Raw genomic sequence first — 16,745 nt, 5'->3', positions numbered from 1 at the left:
CGACCGGGACGGCCGACTTGGCGCAGACTTTTCACCCGAGCAACTCGACCGTGCCCCGTTCGCCGTCCACCCTGACCCGGTCACCGTCGTGCAGGCGCATGGTGGCGTTGCCGGTGCCGACGACGGCGGGGATGCCCAGCTCGCGGGCGACGATCGAGGCGTGCGACAGCGGCGCCCCCATGTCGGTCACCACGGCGGCGGCGCGCGGGAACATCGGCGTCCAGCCCACGTTCGTCAGCGTCGTCACGAGGATCTCGCCCGGCTTGAGCCGCCCGCCCTCCTCGGGGCCGGAGATGACCCGGGCCACGCCCTCGACGACGCCGGGTGCGCCGGGGAAGCCGGTCACGGTCTCGCCGACGGGGGTGCGGGCGCCGCGCGCGTCGTACAGGTCGGCCCGGCGGGCGGGGTCGGCGGCCCAGCGCACCGGGTCGAAGTGGCCGGCGATCAGCGCCGGGTAGGGCGGCAGGGACGCGTACCGCTCGTAGGTGGCGCGCCGCGACGGCACCCGCTCCAGCGCGCTCCTGTCGCCGCGCAGCAGCGCCAGCAGCTCCGGCAGGTACAGGTGGAACACGTCGTCGCCGATCCCGGCCAGCTCGCCCGCCCGTACGGTGAAGGCCCGCAGCACCCAGAACGCCCGCATGTTCTCCGACCGCGCGGACTCCCTGTCGCGGACGACCGCGTTCCACCGCCTGACCCGCTCGCGCATCCGGGCCTCCTTGCCCGGGTAACGCCGCGCGAAGTCGGCCCACGCCCGCTCCCTGGCCGCGCCCTGGCGCTCCAGCAGCGTCTCGGTGTCGGCCCGCGTGCCGCGCAGGCCCGCGAGCTGGGCGTCGATCCACGCCGGGTCCTCGCCCGGCCGGGGGATCGACACCTCGAACTCGTGGGGCCCCCGGTGCCCGTACGTGCGGGCGAAGTCGTCGCGGGTGATCTCCCCGCGCGCCAGCCGGGACAGCCCCATCACCGGCCCCATGCTGGCCAGCTCGCCGTCGGCGTTGACGCCGGTGAGCATGGCCTCGGCGGCCACCTCGCCCATCATCGTGCGCAGCCGGTCGCGGGTGTAGACGAGCGTGGCGCCGCCCTGGCGGCCGGCCGCCTCCAGCATCCGCGAGGCGGCGACCACGTGCGGCCGGATCTCGCGTTCCCACAGCTCCGCCAGCTCGGCGCCGGAGCCGGTGGCGGCGACGCGGGCGCGCAGCTCCTCGCAGCGCCGCTGGGAGGAGGCCAGGAACGGACGCATGACCTTGAGGTTCGCGCGTACGCGCGACCGGATGCGCACGGCCAGCGGGATCACGCTCATGACGACGCGCAGCCGCGAGACCGGCACCAGCGGCACCTCCAGCCCCGGCGGCAGCCTGCCGAAGACCTGCTCGACCACGGCGAGCCTGCCGCCCATCCCGAGGGCCCGCGCCACGGAGTGGACGACGCTCAGGTTCATGTAGAACCGGCCGCCGATGTTGCCCACCAGGTCGAAGCCGGGCAGCGTCGAGGCGGACATGGCCTCCTCGATGAACAGGCGCACGTACGACCAGGTGATCGGCGTCATCACGTCGGGGATGGCCTCGCCCAGGTTGCCGCCGGTCCACAGGTAGTCGCCCTTGAGGCTGTCGTTCCACTCCTCCGGCGGGGGCCTGAGCCCGGTGATCGGGCGGGCCTGGACGATGGCGAACGCGCCGCCGTCGCGGGCCCACTCGACGTCCATCGGGACGCCGTACAGGTCCTGGACGCGGGCGCCGAGGGCGGCCAGCTCCAGGGCCTGGGCGTCGTCCAGCACGGGTGCGCCGCGCAGGCCCTCGGGGACCGGGCGTTCCTCGGTGCCGCCGCCGGTGCGTACGGTCATGACCTGTTTGTCGCCGAGGCGCGACTCGGTGACCGCGCCGCCGGACACGACGACGGTGTCGGGGGTGACCTGCCCTCCGACGACGGCCTCGCCCAGCCCCCACGAGGCGTTGAGCACGATCCGGTCGCGGGCGCCCGTGACGGGGTCGGCGGTGAACATGACGCCGGCCGCGTCCGCGTCCACGAGTTCCTGGACCACCACGGCCAGCGCCACGTCGTCGTGCGGCACGCCGTTGCGGTCGCGGTAGGCGATCGCGCGCGGGTTCCACAGCGAGGCCCAGCAGCGCCTGACCGCGTCGAGCAGGTCTTCGCCCCTGATGTCGAGGTAGGAGTCCTGCTGCCCGGCGAACGACATGTCGGGCAGGTCCTCGGCGGTGGCGGAGGAGCGTACGGCCACGGGCACGTCGTCGCCGAGCGACTCGTACGCCCGCCGGATCTCCGCGGCCGTCTCCTCCGGCAGCTCGTGGGCGGCGAACAGCGCCGGGATCCGCCCCGGGTCCTCGGCCGCCGCCCGCAGGATCTCGTCGCGGAACCCGGCCGTGAACGCGCGGTAGGCCCCGGTCGTGACGTGGAACCCGCCGGGTACGGGCAGCCCGGCCCTGGTCAGCCTGGCCAGGGAGGCGCCCTTGCCGCCCACGGTCGCCAGATCGGCCGCGGCGTCGTCGAGAGGGAGCACGGTTCTCACTCAAACCTCCAGGGAGAGTGCCAGCTTGCGCCGGGCGATCTCGACGCCCGCGTCGAGGAAGTCGAGGGTGGCGCGCGCGACCGCCCGCTCGTCGCCGGGCGGCAGCGGGCGGCCCGTGCCCAGGGCGCGTTCGACGGTGTCGCCCACCAGCTCCGCGATCCGCTCGTCGGACGGCCTCCCGGAGACGGGCAGGAACAGGAATCCGTAGACGATCGAGCTGACCACGAGGACGTGGTCGCCGGGCTCGGCGCGGACCGCGCCGCGCTCGACCAGCTCGGCGACGTACGTGTCGAGGTGCGCGTTGAGGTAGGCGTCGAGCGGCGCCCCTGGCCGCGCCGGGCCCGCGCCGCCGTCCCGTTTCAGCCGGGTGAGCTTGCCGAGCACCTCGGAGTCGCCGGCCAGCACGGCCCGCAGCAGCGGCCGGCCCAGCAGCGCCCGGGCGTAGTGCTCGAACAGCGCGCTCAGCGTGGCCGGCGACCGCTCGCGGACCTCGGTCAGCAGGAGCACCCGCTCGCGGCGCAGCAGCGCGGCGATGAGGTCGTCGCGGGTCTTCCAGTGCAGGTAGATGGTGCCCTTGGCGACGCCGGCCCGCCTGGCCACGTCGTCGATCGTGGTCCTGTCGTAGCCCTGGTCCAGCACCAGCTCGGCCACGGCGTCGAGGATCCGGTGCGCGCGTTCGAGCTGGCGCGCCGGATCCAGCGGCGGCCGTCCTGCCTTGGCCATGAGTCTCACCTCATTTGTTTGACTAGGTGAGACTATTTGGTCATTTAATTAACGACAAGTTCATGTGTGCTACTTCACGAATTTGCCGAGCAGCACCTCTGCCTCCGGTGCGAACGACGGATCGCCGGTCTCGACGGCCCTGAGCAGCAGGCGGTGGGCGGTCTCCAGGTCGCCGCGCTCGTACCGGATCTCGCCGAGCCGGCAGGCCGCCTCGGCCACCAGCTCCGGGCGCTCGCTCAGCCCCAGCGTCAGCTCGTAGAAGCGGAGCGCCCCGTCGCGGTCGCCCAGCCAGTAGCACAGCTCGCCGAGATGCGCCGCCGCCATCTCCGACTCGGAGTCGCCCGCGTCGATCACCCGCTGGTACCAGGTGAGCGCCTCGGGGAAGTCCCGGTTCCGCTTGGCCAGCGCGCCCAGGTACATCGCGCCCAGCGCGCTGACGTGCCCCTCGCCCTCCTCGACGGCCCGCCGGTACCAGGCGCCCGCCCGCTCCTCGTCGTCCTCGTGGTACGTCAGCCCGATCGCGACCATGGCCCGGCCCGCCAGCTCGTCGTCACCGGCCCCCAGCACCCGCAGGTAGACCTGCCTGCCCTCCTCCACCTGCCCGGCCCCCACCAGGGTCTGGGCGTACACGCTCAGCGTGGTCGGATCTCCGCCCTCGGCCGCCTCGCGCAGCGTGCGCAGCGACGCCTCCGTGTCGCCCTGGCGCTCCTGCAACATGCCCAGCAGCCCGCCGAACATCCCGCGCGCGGGGCTGTCGACGTCACCGGCCTGCCGCTCGGCCACTTCGTAGAAGGCGTCGGTGTCGCCCGTCTCCTTCAGCAGCGCCAGCAGCTTGCCGCCGGCGATGAAGCGCACGTCGGGGTCGTCGTGCCGGCTGAGCCGCTCGTACCTGGCGCGGGCCCCGTCCTTCTCCCCCAGGTCGGCCAGCCGCTCGGCCGCCTCCAGCTCCGCGTAGGGGTCCGTGCCCACCAGGGCGAAGTAGTGCGGCACCGCCAGCGGGTCGGCGCACGTCCCGCCGAGCCTGCGGGCCTGCTCGGCGGCGTGCTCGCCCATGAGCGGGAGCACCTGGAGCGCCAGCGCGTGCTCGCCCCGCTCGCACGCCTCCTCGGCGAGGCCGCCCAGGGCGTTCAACGCGGTCTCCTCCATGGGGGTGCCGAGCGCCCCGGCGAACGCGCGGGCCGCCTCGACCGGGTCGCCCGCCTCGTACGCCCGCGCGCCGAGCCGTACGTTCGCCGTGCCCGCCACCTCCGGCTGCCCAGAACCGGCGGCCAGCCGCAGCTCTCGCTCTGCCCCGGCCGCGTCGCCCAGCTCGTCCAGCGCCTCGGCCAGGTTCAGCCGCAGCGAGCGGGACAGCTCGGGATGGCCGGCGTCGATGCCCTTGGCGTACATGGCGGCGGCCTCCCGGGTGCGGCCCCTGGCCGACAGCGCGCCGCCCCACGCCCAGTATCCGATCGACACGGTCTCGGGGTCGCCGGTGCCCACGGCCGGCTCCGCCTCCCTCTCCACGGCGTCGTACTCCTGCGCGGCGAGCAGGTGGACGAGCAACCGGCGCATGGCCTCCAGGTCGCCGCCCGCCGCCGCCCCGGCCAGCAGGCTCCGCGCCTGCACGGCGTCACCGCGTTCCTCCAGCAGTTCGGCGGCCAGGACGGCGGTGTCGGGGAGCCCGGCCCTGGCGGCCTCGACGGCCCCGTCGAGGTCCCCGCGGCGGTGGCGGACGACCGCGATGTTGCTCCAGGCCGCCCCGGCCGTGTGGGCGTGCTCGGTGGCGGTCAGGAAGAACGCCTCGGACCGGCAGTTGTCGCCGTCCTTCGCGAGCAGCGCGCCGAGGTCGAGTGCGGACTCGGGCACGCCCTGCGCGGCCAGCAGGCGGTGGAACGCCACGGCCCGGTCCCGGCTCATGTCCGGCGTGTTCGCCCTGATCTCCTCGACGGCCACCGCACGGTCGTCGGGGGCGAGCCCGGGGAGCAGGCGGCCCACCTCGGCCGCGTCCTCGTCGTGCAGCGCCAGCAGGAGCGCGGCCAGCGGCTCCGACCCGGTCCGCACGGTCAGCGCCGCCAGCGCGCCCGCCCGGTCGCCCTCCCACGCGAGCACCGAGGGCAGCTCCTCGGGTGTGGCGCGGCCGAGCAGGTGGCGGGCCACGGCGGCGATGTGCGGGTCGTCCTCCTGCGCCGCCGCCCGCTCCAGGGCGAAGTGCGCGACCTCCGCGTCGCCCGCCATCAGACGGCGGCCCGCCTCCAGCATGGTCAGCGGCTCCGAATCCGGGTCGACGGCCGCCGCCCGCTCGAAGGCGGCCTTGGCGCCCTCCAGATCGCCGGTCTCGGCCAGCAGCGTGCCGAGCAGGCGCTCGGACGCCCCCGTCGCCTCGGGCGGCTCGGCGGTCAGGGCCGCGAGCGCGCCCTCGGGGTCGCCGTGCCCGTGCAGCCGGCCGGCCAGGAGCAGGGCCGCGCCGGGTGTGCCGGCCAGCAGCTCACGGGCCTCCGCCACCCGGCCGCAGGCCACCAGCGAGTCGCCGACCATCAACGTCAGGTCGCGGTCGTCGCCGTCGCCGGGCACCCGCGACAGCACCTCCAGCGCCTCGGCGTGCTCCCCCAGCTCGCGCAGGGCCTCACCCGCCGAACGCAGCGCCACCCGGTTGAGGCGCTCGTCGTCGCCGACCGCGGCCGTGAACGCCTCGACCGCCCCCCGCCGGTCGCCCGCGTCGCCGCGCAGCGCCCCGAGGTAGCAGCCGGCCTCCTGGCGCAGGTCGGGATCGCCGGAGGCGACCGCCAGCGTGAGCGCCGCGTCGGCGGCGGACGTACGCCCGGTGCGCTGCCAGGCGTGCGCGCACTCCATCACGAGCACGGTGGCCATCGCGTGCGTCCTCCCGCCGGGGAACTCCCGCGCCGCGGCCTCGAAGTCCTGGTCGAGCACCAGCGCGCCGAACCGGCACAGCTCGTCGGCCCCCAGCTCGAACGCCGCCCGCGCGCCCGCCAGATCGTCCAGCCTGATCCGGCCGTACCCCAGCGGCAGCGCGCCGCGCTCCCCGTCGCCCTCGGCGATCAGCCGCTCGTGCAGGCGGCAGACGGCCGGCACGTCGCCCTGCCGCTCGTAGACGTCCACCAGCCCGGCGGCGGCCTCGTCCCGCAGCCCTCCGTGCCCGGTCGCGAGCACCCCCTCGTACGCACTCCGCGCCAGCGCCGGGTCCTCCTCGGCCACGAGCCGCCCCAGCAGCAGCCCCACCCACGACGCCAGCGCGGGATGCCCGTCCGCCCTGGCCTCGCGCAGCAGCTCGACCGCCCGGCCGTGATCGCTCAGCACCTCCTTGCCCAGCAACGCCGTGTACGACAGCGCCAGCGGGTCACCGCTCCCCGCCGCCGACAGGAACATCTCGGCCGCGTCCGACAGGTCGTACCCGATGGAGACCAGCACCTGCGCGAACACGGCGGTGCCGATCGCCGCCACCGCCGGGTCGGGGTGCGCCGCGGCCTCCTGGTAGCGGGCCAGCCCCGCCTCCCTGCCCAGCCGCTGGTGATCGAGCACCGCGGCCAGCACGGGGTGCGGCCGCTCGCCGGACTCGCGCAGCAGGTGCAGCAGGAACGCCGCGGTGAAGCCCTGGAGCACGTCGTCGCCCTCGGCCACGTACGCCAGCAGCTCGTCCGCCTGCTCGCGGTCGCCCTCGCCCAGCTCCAGCTCGGCCAGCGCCACCATGGCGCGCAGCGACTGGCCGGAGGCGCCGGAGTCCGCGGCCTTCCGCAGTAACCGCCTGGCCGCGGCCAGGTCGCCGTCCCGCAGCCGGGCCAGGCCCTCGTCGGTGTCCTGGAGCGCCTGCTCCTCGACCGGGTCGGCCAGCGGCTGCTGCCTGGCCGCGTGCTCCAGCAGCAGCGTGGCCTTGAACACGGCGTCGGGGTCGGGATGCCCGGACGCGAACCGGGCCAGCTCCATGATCTCGTCGTGGGCCTCCCCGCGCTGCTCCAGCAGCAGGCCGAGCAGCGTCACGCAGATGGAGGCCCACTCGCTCTCGCCGGACTCCAGCACGGCGCGGATCGCGGCCAGCGCCTCGGCCGTCTCCCCCGCCTCGGTGTGCATCTGGGCCAGGCACGCCTGGGCCTGCACGACGTACTCGCGCTGGCCGCTGGCGATCACCCGGCGGAAGATCGCCCTGGTCTCGTCATCGTCGCCGAGTTCGGCGGTCACCTTGGCCAGCTCGATGAGCGAGGGCAGGCGAAGGTCGGGCCTGGGGTCCTCGGCGGCCACCCGGTACGCGGCGGCGGACTCGGCGTACTCGCCCAGGTCCACCAGCACCGCGCCGAGCAGCTTGTGGGCCAGGGCGCGGTGGTCGGGGTGGCCGACGGCGATGGCGTGCTCGCACACCTCTCGGGCCGCCTCGAAGTCCGCCTCCTCGCTGTGGATCCGGTACAGCTCGAACGCCGCCAGCGCCACGATCTCCGGGTCCCCGCAGGTCAGCAGCGCGCGGTAGTCGTCCTCGTGCTCGGCGGCGGCGTACAGGTCGCGGGCCGAGGCCGGGTCCTGGTGGAACTCGGGCAGCTCCAGCCGCTCCGCCAGCTCGGCCACGGCGGGGCTGTCGCACCTTCGGGCCCGTTCCAGCGACTCCTGTGCCCCTTTCGCGTCCCCCAACCGTGTCAGCACCAGCACCAGCGCCGTGTCCGCGAGCGCGGCCACCTCGAAGTCGGCCCCGTCGGAGGCGATCGCCAGCACCCGGTGGGCCGCGGCCCACTCCCTGGCGTTGACCAGCATCATCCCCATGGCAATGGCCGAACGCTGGCCGAACACCGGGTCACCCGACTGGATCACCGACCGGTGCGCCGCCTCGGCGCCCTCCAGGTCCCCCTGCTCGTACAGCAGACCGGCCAGCAGATGGGACGCCTCCGGGTCCCCCGTGGCCGCGATCTGCCTGAACAGCGCGGCGGCCTGGTCGAGGTCTCCCGCCTTCCAGTAACCCATGGCCGCGTCGAGCTGTTCTGACGTCATCGCTCACTCCAAGGTCATCCAGCAATGCGAAAAAGCTACACATCCGTCACTCCCGCCACAGCGCATTCCGAGATCTCCGGTCCGCCCGCCGGGGAGGCGGGGAGCGCCGTAGCGTAGTGCTCATGGGCAAGGCGTTCTGGATCGACCAGGAGTTCGACAGAGACCGTGACGGGCGCTATGCCGTGCACGTGCGGAAAAACCTCGACGAGTTCGAGTGGGGCGACATCGCGCCGGTGCGGTTCGCCTGCACCGCCTGGGAGCTGGCCACGCCGCCGTCCCTGACCCCCGGCTTCGTCCGCTGGGACCGCCGCGTCCTGGAGGCGACCTGCCACCGCAACACCTGGGACGGCACCCTCTACGCCCGGGTCCGCGTCGTCTCCCCGCTGCCCGACGAGCTGCGGCGCTCGCGCGCCTGGTGGCGCGACCGGGGCTGGCTGGGCTGGCAGGAGACCTTCGGCCAGTACGTCGAGCCGACCCAGCAGGACCTGGCCAGGATCCCGTTCCTGCGCGCCACGCTGCTGGTGGAGGCCCCGGTCCCGCTCGACGACCTGCCGCCCGAGCCGGAGGGTCCGCACGAGGAGGTCGAGCAGAGCGCCCACCGGGCGGTCGCGGTCCTGGTCCGCGAGCTGAACGCCCTCGTCTCCCCGGTCCTCGACCAACTCGGCTGACTCGCCGGGGGCCGCTCTCCTAGCCGGGCGAAGGCCGGCCGGTGATCACGGCGACGATGCGGGTGCCGGGGGCGAAGGCGCCCTGGCGTACGAGGTCGAGGAGGCCGAAGAGCATCTTGGCCACGTAGATCCGCTCGACCCCGTGCCGTTCGGCGAACGCGTCGAGGGCGGGCGTCGACCTGGCGTAGCCGCCGAAGTGGTAGTCGAGGTTGATCGACCAGTTCGCCCACGTGCGCCGGTACGCCTCCCGCTGCAGCCTGGCCACCTCCCCCTCCAGGAACCCGGCCCCCTTCAGCACCGCGAACCCGAGCGCCCGCCGCCCTTCCGGCAGCCCCGCCGAGATGCCCGCCAGCGTGCCGCCGGTGCCGACCGGGCAGCAGATGACGTCGTAGTCCTCGGAGATCTCGCCGGGCAGCTCCGCGCAGCCTCGTACGGCCGCCGCGTTGCTCCCGCCCTCCGGCAGGATCACGACGTCGTCGCCCCAGCGCGCCCGCAGCCGCGCCTGCACCTCCTCGGTGTGCTTGCGCCGGTAGGCGGCCCGGTCGAGGTAGGTGAGGGTCATGCCGCAGGCCGCCGCGCGGGCGAGCGACGGGTTCAGCGGCAGGTGCTCCTCGCCCCTGATGACCCCGATCGTCTCGATGCCGTGCCGCGCCCCGGCCTCGGCCACCGCCCTGATGTGGTTGGAGTAGGCGCCGCCGAACGTCAGCAGCCGGTGGTGCCCCAGGTTGTACCTGAGCTTGCGCGGCTTGTTGTCGTCGTGCTTCATGAACACCCGGACCTGGCCGAGCCCTGGATCCAGGAGTTCCTCCATGGCGCTAGTCTACGGTCGGGCCTTTGTTGAGGAGTGTTCGATTATGCGCGTTGTTGAAGCTTTTCGTGCCGCCTACGGCGCGTCCCCCCAGACGGTCTGGCACGCGCCGGGCAGGGTCAACCTGATCGGCGAGCACACCGACTACAACGACGGCTTCGTCCTCCCCTTCGCGGTGCCGTGGGGCGTCACCGCGGCCCTGACCCCGCGCGCCGACGGCGTCGTCCGCCTGCTGTCCCTCCAGGCGTCCGGCGAGCCGGTCACCATGGCCACCCGCGAGGAGTCCGCGGGCTGGACCCGCTACGTCGTCGGCGTGCTGGCCATGCTGGGCGACCGGGTGGCGGGGGCCGACATCGCGATCGACGGCGAAGTCCCGCAGGGCGCGGGCCTCAGCTCCAGCGCCGCCCTGGAGGTGGCCGTCGCCTCGGCGCTCAACGACGTGCACGGGCTCGGCCTGACGCCCATGGAGCTGGCCCTGCTCAGCCAGCGGGCGGAGAACGACTTCGTCGGCATGCCCTGCGGCATCATGGACCAGGCCGCCTCGGCCCTGTGCAAGGAGGGGCACGCGCTGTTCCTCGACTGCCGCTCGCTCGGCTCCCGTTCCATCCCGTTCGACCTGGCCACGCACGGGCTGAGCCTGCTCATCATCGACACGCGGGTGCACCACGAGCACGCGGGCGGCGAGTACGCCAAGCGCCGCGCCGAGTGCGAGTCGGCCGCCCGCAAGCTCGGCGTCCCGGCCCTGCGCGACGTCACGGACCTGGCGGGCGCGCTCAGCCTGCTGCGGGGCGACGAGCGCAAGCGCACCGAGCACGTCGTCACGGAGAGCCACCGCGTCGAGGCCCTCGTCGGCCTGCTGCGCGCGGGCGCCGTCAAGGAGATCGGCGCGCTGCTCAACGCCTCTCACCTGTCGCTGCGGAACCTGTTCGAGGTGTCGTCGCCCGAGCTGGACGTCGCCGTCGAGGCGGCCGTCAGGGGCGGGGCGCGCGGGGCGCGGATGACGGGCGGCGGCTTCGGCGGCTCGGCGATCGCGCTGGTGCCGGTGGAGCGGCTGGACGGCGTCCAGGAGTCGGTGTCGGCGGCGTACGCGGAGCGCGGCTTCCGTGCCCCCCGCTTCCTGCCCGCCGTCCCGTCCCAGGGCGCCCACCGCGTCTCCTGACCCCCTCCGGTCAGAGGGGCGGGAAGTCCGGGGACCGGCGCTCCAGGAAGGCGGCGACGCCCTCCGCGAAGTCCGGCCGCCCGAACGAGGCGATCATCTCCCGCGTGGCGGCCTTGGCGGACTCTTCCAGCGTGGTGTCCCAGTCGTGCCACACCTGCCGCTTGATCACCGCCAGCGACGCGGGAGAGCTGTGGACGGCCAGCTCCCGCGCGTATTCGCGGGCCACGCCGAGCAGGGCGTCGCCCGGCACGGCCCGGTTCGCCAGCCCCAGCTCGTACGCCTCCCGCCCCGTGAACACCCGCCCCGACAGCAGCACGTCCATGGCCCGCTGCTGCCCCATGATCCGGGGCAGCACCCAGGACAGCCCGTACTCGGCGACCAGCCCCCGGCGCGCGAAGGCCGTGGTCCACTTGGCGTCCTCGGCCGTGAACACCAGGTCGCAGACGAGCGCGTGCACCATCCCCAGCCCCGCGCAGGCCCCGTTGACCGCCGCGATGATCGGCTTGCGGACGGTCGTGGGGAACGTGTTGGGCCGCGGATCGGGCACCCCGTCGTACGTGCCGCTCCTGATGGCGTCCAGCGTCCCGAAGTCGGCTCCCGAGCAGAAGCCCCTGCCCGCGCCGGTGACCACCACCACCCGCACCCGCCGATCCCCCTCCGCCTCGGCCAGCAGGTCGAAGTAGCGCCGGCCCAGGGCGTCGGTCCAGGCGTTCAGCGTGTCCGGCCGGTTGAAGGTCAGGGTGAGCACGCCCTGGTCGTCGAGCGTCGAGAGCACGAGTTCCGCCATGCGCTAACAGAATCATGTTCTGGCCCGGCGGGACAAGCCGCCCGGCCGCCTAACGGTGGTGGACGAAGGCGGGGGTGAGCACGCGGGAGTCGTAGTAGCGGTGGAAGACCGGGGTGGCGCCGCCCGACAGCGGCGGCACGATCCACGACCAGTCGGCCGGGCAGACCCGTCCCGCCTTCTCCTCGCGCGCCAGATGGGTGAGGAAGCGCCGCGACTCGGTGTGGTGGTCGGACATCGTGACCCCCGCCAGCTCGAACGAGTGCAGCACCGCCACGTTCAGCTCCACCAGCGCGTGGTCGCGCCACAGGCTCCGCTCGCGCGAGGTGTCCAGCCCCAGCCGCTCCGCCACCACGGCGAGCTGGTCGTACCGGTCCGCGTCGGCCAGGTTGCGCACACCGATCTCGGTGCCCATGTACCAGCCGTTGAAGGGCGCGCACGGATAGCAGATCCCGCCGATCTCCAGGCACATGTCCGAGATCGCCGGTACGGCGTGCCAGCGCAGCCCCAGCTCCTCGAACCACGGATAGTCGGGGTGCGCCAGCGGCACCTCCAGCACGGCGTCCCCCGGCAGGTTGCACAGCAGCGGGTCGCCGAGCCCCGGCTGGATGACGACCGGCAGCACGTCGAATCGGCCGCCCCGGCCCCGCCACCCCAGGGCCTGCGCGGTCTCGGTGAGCGCGACGTTGCGCGGGTCGCCCACGACGCCGTCGGCGGTGCGGTAGCCCGCGTAGCGGATGAGCTGGTCGTTCAGCACGCGGGGGCCGCGCAGGGCGGGGATGTCGGGGGGCAGCACGGTGATGGTGGGCCTGATCTTGCCGTTCCCGGTGGCCTCGCGCAGGTGGGCCACGCATTCGACGGCCACCCCCTCGGCGGTGCGCACCTGCCTGCGGTCGCGGACCTTCAGCGAGCGCCAGTACAACCGGCCGATGCACCGGTTGCTGTTGCGCCAGGCCACGCGGGCGCCGAAGGCCAGCTCCTCGTACGTGTGCGCGTAGGTCCCGTGGCGGGCCACGTCCCTGGCGACGTCACGCAGGCGGGCGTGCAGGCCCCCGGCTGAGGGGTGTTCGGCGTGGAAGAGCCTGATGAAGCGCTCCGCCTCGCGGAGGTCGGTGGTGCGCTCGATCACCGCCTGGGCGGCGAGCGCGTCGAAGGGGCGAAGGGACTTGATCCAGGTAGGCACGCGGCAACCAGCACTTCTCCGTCATCGGAGCGCCCCGCCGATTCCGGGTCGGCGACACGTCCTGGCGGCGGTGCCCTCTCCACACCACCCTCATGAATTCCCGCGGCTCCGGCCCGAGCGACCGGGTGCCCCATCCTTCCGTGCCGGGGCCCGCCTTGTCCCGCGAATCCAAAAACGAGTCATCAAGACACTACATAGAGTGATATCGCCGGGAGGCGCCCCCGGAACCGTCCCCGGGGGCGCCGGACGGCGCCGCCTACTTCCGCCGGTCGTCCCACACGCAGGTCAGGTGGACGACGCGCTTGCCCCGCCACTTCTTGCTCACCGCCTTGCGCGGCAGCTCCCGGGCGGGAACGCTGATCGACAGCCGGTCGGCGGGCACCGTCACCCTGCCGTACTCGTCGACGACGGTCTCGGCCAGTTCCGGCTCGACGAACCTCTCCTCGACCAGCTCGGCCACCTTCGCCCTGGAGAACGTCACCACCTCGCCGTCGCTCAGCCAGCACGTCAGCTTCCCGCCGCGCGGCTCGGACCCGCCGTGTACCCTGACCAGCCCGTCGTCCGCCAGCGCGGACGTGGCCATCCCGCCGAGCCCGAGCGCGGCGGCCGTGACGACGATCGCGAGACGTCGCTTCACCATGGGATCTCCTCCCCGAGACGATTTCGACAGCCCCGAGGCTCGCCCACCGCACCTGAAGCGACGCTTAAGACACCCGAAGTGATCTTCAGGTTCGCGGACGTCACCGAGCCCGAGAGCGCGGGCGTCCACCGCCAAGGGGCGCAATGTTCATCTCGCCGCCATGGCCTTGACTGCGTCATCCAATCGGACGCCCTACGCGATCGGCGCTGAATTGGTATGCTTCCGGCTGGTTCTGCTGGAGATCCCGCAAGGAACACTGTGTTCTACTCCCCGGATGACCCTTCCGCGCCCCCGACAGTCACGGTCACAGTCACGGTCACGGAAGTCGTCACGGCTCCTCCCAAGCCCGCGAAGACCGTCCGGGTCACCACGACCGTCACCCAGTCGGCCTCCCCACAGCCGACGGTCACCAGGACCGTCACCCAGTCGCCGACCCCCAAGCCGACCTCCACCAAGACGGCGACGGTCACCGCCACGCCCTCCGCCACCACGCCGTCGGGCACGCCCAGCGCGCAGCCGACCGTGACGGTGACCACGCAGGGGCAGCCGCAGGTCGCGCAGCAACCCGTGGCTCCCGTGGTGCCCCCCGCCGGCGACTCCTCGCCGTTGCCCACCCAGGCGCCCGAGCCCACGCAGGAGCCCCTCGTCGCCTCCTCCCAGGCCCAGACCGTCGTGACCGTCACCGCCACGCCCGCGCACCTCGACGCGGCGCCGGTCAGCTCCAGTGTGGGAGTGCTGCCGTCCGCCGCCGCCCTGGTCGTGATCGCGGTCGCGCTGGCGTTCGGCGGCATCAAGCTGATGGGCTATCTGAGGAAGAAGGGCGTGATCTGAACGCCCCGCCGGGGCCCCGGAGGGCTTCGTCCACGGCGATCAAGTGGCCCCGCGGCCGCCCGAGAACGACCAAGGCCCCCTATCCTGGATAAAGGAAGGGGGCCTGACCTGTGGGTTTTCAGCTCTGTCAAAGCTCCCGCGATAGGACTCGAACCTATAACCTGCCGGTTAACAGCCGGCTGCTCTGCCGTTGAGCTACGCGGGATCGGACCGTTTGTGCACGTCGCCGGGGCTCTGGGCCCCTCCGTCGTGCGCAGGAATAGATTAGCGCACTCCGGGAGTGCGTGTCGCATCGTCAGCGGGGTAGGGCCGGAGACAGCGGAGGTTCAAAATGCGTTATCGGATGACATTCGCTGTTGGCTTGGCGGTCGGCTACGTGCTGGGCAGCCGGGCAGGACGCGAAAGGTACGAACAGATCAAGCGCACGGCGCAGCGTGTCGCCGACAATCCCCGGGTGCAGCAGGCGGCCGGGGTGGTCGGGGCACAGGCGTCGAAGGTGGCCGAGATGGCCAGGTCGAAGGTGGGGGGCACGCTGCAGCAGCGGATCCCGTTCCTCGGCGGCGACGCGCACAAACCTGACACCGGCACCGGCTGGCCCGACGAGGACACCTTCGACAGAAAGGCCCGCGAGAGCGGCATCCCCCACTGACGCCGCGCGCGGCGGATCGGCAGCGCCCTGCGGCTCACACGCCCATGCTGCAGCTCACACGCCCATGCTGCGGCGCACGCCCTCCAGGGCCTGCTCGGCCTGCGCGCGCAGGCCCGGGTCCTCGGGGTCGAGCCCGTCGTCGAAGACGAACGTCCACCCGAGCAGCTCCCCACCCGGCCGGCGCCGGGCCACCAGCCGCACCCCGCCCCTGCCCGGCAGGCTGACGTGCTTGTTCACCACGATCGTGGAGTTGACGCGCTCGCGCAGGGTCTCGGGCAGCATGCGCGGCTCGGAGATCTGCTCGGAGCGCCGCACGCCGTCCATGGTGAGCACGTGCACCCCCTCCTCGTCCCACGACGCCCGGTCGATGCTCTCGTACGGCACCCGCGTCCCGTCGGACAGGTGGAGCGCCAGGTTGGTGGCCACCACGTGCCCGTCGGCGGCGACGGCGAACGTCAGCACCCGCTCCCCTGGCTCGATCTTCAGTGACTTGCGCACGTCGGCGGGCAGCCGGCGGAAAAGGCTCATTCCACCACCGTATCGGCGAGCAGATCGAGGGTGAGGGCGGCACTCCACGAGAAGTCCCTGCAGCCCCGCCCGCTGCCGTCGAACGGGTCGAAGCACTCGCGGAACCCGGCCTGCCGGACCAGCCGCAGGGTGCCGTTGGCGAGCTGCTGCCCGAGGTGGTCGAGCGAGTGCACGGCGGCGGCCCTGCGCAGCAGCCAGTTGGTGTTCACCCAGGAGGGGCCGCGCCAGTAGCGCGTCCGGTCGAACTGGGCGGCGCGGATCTCACAGCTCGGCACCGGATAGCCGGTCGCCCCCATGAACCTGGCCGACTCCAGCACCTCGACGGCCGCCCGCAGGCGGTCGGCGGGCAGCCCGGGGTCCAGCAGCGGCCCGAACGCGCCGACCGTGCACACCTTGATCAGCCGGTCGGCCCGCAGGTCCCTGGCGTAGAAGCCGCCGTCCCACAGGCGGTCGAGGAGGGCGTGCCTGATGCGGTCGGCCTGCTCGGCGTGGGGCGCCGGGTCGGCGCCCGCCAGCGGCGCCAGCTCGGCCATGGCCTGGCAGGAGGCCAGCCAGATCCCGTTGAACATCGGGTCCTCGACCGCGAACGGGTGCTCGTCACGCAGGTAGCCGGGGCTGTAGCCGGCGTCGCGGTAGCGCATGGCCAGCCAGACGTAGCGGTCGTGGTCGCTGTCGGGGTGGCGTTGCTCCAGCTCGACGTTGCGGTGGCCGGGCCGGATGGCGGGCAGTGCCGCCAGCGGCTCGTCCCAGGCCGGGCTGTCGTCCATGCCCGACTCCCACGGGTGCACGATCGCGGCCAGGCCCGCGCCGCCGAGGTCGCGGTACGCGGCGAGGTAGTCGTGCTGGGCGGCCAGCGCCGGGTACGCCGTCCTGACGAACGCGGCGTCCCCCGTGTGCCGGTACAGCCACCACAGCGCCAGGGCGTGCAGCGGCGGCGCGGTGAGGCCGGAGGTGAGCACGCTGGGGGCGGCCGCGTGCTCCTGGGAGCGCCACACCGAGGGCCCGGGGAAGTACGCCTCACGCGTGTGGAAGACGATGTGCGGCACCATCCCGGTCGCCCACTGCCCGCGCAGCAGGCTGAGCAGCTCGTCGCGGGCCCGGTCCGGCCGGTGCCTGGCCAGGCCGATCACGACGAACGCGGAGTCCCAGCTCCACTGGTGCGGATAGAGGCCGGGGGCGGGCACGGTGCCGGCGCCCGTCCAGTTGGCGTCGAGCACGGCCAGCGCCTCGCGCGCGAGCGCGGCATCGTCAACCGCCGGCCGCGCCTCCATCACCCAACTATG

General features: G+C 73.5%; 13 protein-coding genes and 1 tRNA gene. 4 read left to right on the top strand and 10 right to left on the bottom strand.

All coding sequences use genetic code 11. The features are described from left to right. Window positions 1–31 precede the first annotated feature (31 nt). The 3 genes from ACZ6S0_RS20525 to ACZ6S0_RS20515 form a co-directional block, all read right to left on the bottom strand. Window positions 32–2,521 (bottom strand): PEP/pyruvate-binding domain-containing protein, encoded by a 2,490-nt coding sequence (locus ACZ6S0_RS20525; RefSeq protein ID WP_465919785.1) that lies wholly within the window; start codon window positions 2,519–2,521, stop codon window positions 32–34. Further along, window positions 2,522–3,244 (bottom strand): TetR/AcrR family transcriptional regulator, encoded by a 723-nt coding sequence (locus tag ACZ6S0_RS20520; protein ID WP_465919783.1) that lies wholly within the window; start codon window positions 3,242–3,244, stop codon window positions 2,522–2,524. Window positions 3,245–3,313: 69 nt separating this feature from the next. Continuing rightward, window positions 3,314–8,212, bottom strand: coding sequence for a tetratricopeptide repeat protein (locus ACZ6S0_RS20515; protein WP_465919780.1), 4,899 nt, complete (start codon window positions 8,210–8,212; stop codon window positions 3,314–3,316). Window positions 8,213–8,334: 122 nt separating this feature from the next. On the opposite strand from ACZ6S0_RS20515, the gene ACZ6S0_RS20510 reads away from it, so the two are divergent. Then, window positions 8,335–8,880, top strand: a complete 546-nt coding sequence (locus tag ACZ6S0_RS20510) for a hypothetical protein (protein WP_465919777.1) — start codon at window positions 8,335–8,337, stop codon at window positions 8,878–8,880. Between the two features lie 19 nt (window positions 8,881–8,899). On the opposite strand, the gene ACZ6S0_RS20505 is transcribed toward ACZ6S0_RS20510, so the two are convergent. Next, complete coding sequence (locus ACZ6S0_RS20505; protein WP_465919774.1) at window positions 8,900–9,691, bottom strand: 1-aminocyclopropane-1-carboxylate deaminase/D-cysteine desulfhydrase; 792 nt, start codon at window positions 9,689–9,691, stop codon at window positions 8,900–8,902. Window positions 9,692–9,734: 43 nt separating this feature from the next. On the opposite strand from ACZ6S0_RS20505, the gene galK reads away from it, so the two are divergent. Further along, window positions 9,735–10,847, top strand: a complete 1,113-nt coding sequence (gene galK / locus ACZ6S0_RS20500) for a galactokinase (protein WP_465919771.1) — start codon at window positions 9,735–9,737, stop codon at window positions 10,845–10,847. Between the two features lie 10 nt (window positions 10,848–10,857). On the opposite strand, the gene ACZ6S0_RS20495 is transcribed toward galK, so the two are convergent. The 3 genes from ACZ6S0_RS20495 to ACZ6S0_RS20485 form a co-directional block, all read right to left on the bottom strand. Then, window positions 10,858–11,634, bottom strand: a complete 777-nt coding sequence (locus ACZ6S0_RS20495) for an enoyl-CoA hydratase-related protein (RefSeq protein WP_465919768.1) — start codon at window positions 11,632–11,634, stop codon at window positions 10,858–10,860. 49 nt (window positions 11,635–11,683) lie between these two features. Then, the gene (locus ACZ6S0_RS20490; protein ID WP_465919765.1) at window positions 11,684–12,814 is read right to left on the bottom strand and encodes a nitric oxide synthase oxygenase; all 1,131 of its coding nucleotides are present in this window, start codon (window positions 12,812–12,814) and stop codon (window positions 11,684–11,686) included. 256 nt (window positions 12,815–13,070) lie between these two features. Further along, window positions 13,071–13,454 carry a hypothetical protein gene (locus ACZ6S0_RS20485; RefSeq protein ID WP_465919760.1) on the bottom strand — a complete coding sequence of 128 codons (384 nt, stop codon included), beginning with the start codon at window positions 13,452–13,454 and terminating at the stop codon, window positions 13,071–13,073. Window positions 13,455–13,712: 258 nt separating this feature from the next. Between ACZ6S0_RS20485 and ACZ6S0_RS20480 the strand changes: the two genes are divergently transcribed. Then, complete coding sequence (locus ACZ6S0_RS20480; RefSeq protein WP_465919756.1) at window positions 13,713–14,285, top strand: hypothetical protein; 573 nt, start codon at window positions 13,713–13,715, stop codon at window positions 14,283–14,285. Window positions 14,286–14,418: 133 nt separating this feature from the next. Here the strand turns inward: ACZ6S0_RS20480 and ACZ6S0_RS20475 are convergent. Then, window positions 14,419–14,490: transfer RNA gene (locus tag ACZ6S0_RS20475), tRNA-Asn, on the bottom strand. Between the two features lie 126 nt (window positions 14,491–14,616). Between ACZ6S0_RS20475 and ACZ6S0_RS20470 the strand changes: the two genes are divergently transcribed. After that, entirely contained in the window at window positions 14,617–14,934 is a 318-nt protein-coding gene (locus ACZ6S0_RS20470) for a YtxH domain-containing protein (RefSeq protein WP_465919751.1), read from the top strand. A gap of 54 nt (window positions 14,935–14,988) precedes the next feature. On the opposite strand, the gene ACZ6S0_RS20465 is transcribed toward ACZ6S0_RS20470, so the two are convergent. Then, entirely contained in the window at window positions 14,989–15,462 is a 474-nt protein-coding gene (locus ACZ6S0_RS20465) for a hypothetical protein (protein WP_465919748.1), read from the bottom strand. Continuing rightward, window positions 15,459–16,733 carry an amylo-alpha-1,6-glucosidase gene (locus ACZ6S0_RS20460; protein WP_465919744.1) on the bottom strand — a complete coding sequence of 425 codons (1,275 nt, stop codon included), beginning with the start codon at window positions 16,731–16,733 and terminating at the stop codon, window positions 15,459–15,461. Before ACZ6S0_RS20460 ends, ACZ6S0_RS20465 begins: the two co-directional genes overlap by 4 nt. Window positions 16,734–16,745: the final 12 nt, after the last annotated feature.

This window comes from Nonomuraea sp. NPDC051298 (assembly GCF_055586305.1).
Note: the sequence above shows the minus strand (reverse complement) of the source record. Positions and strands in the feature narration are given on the sequence as shown.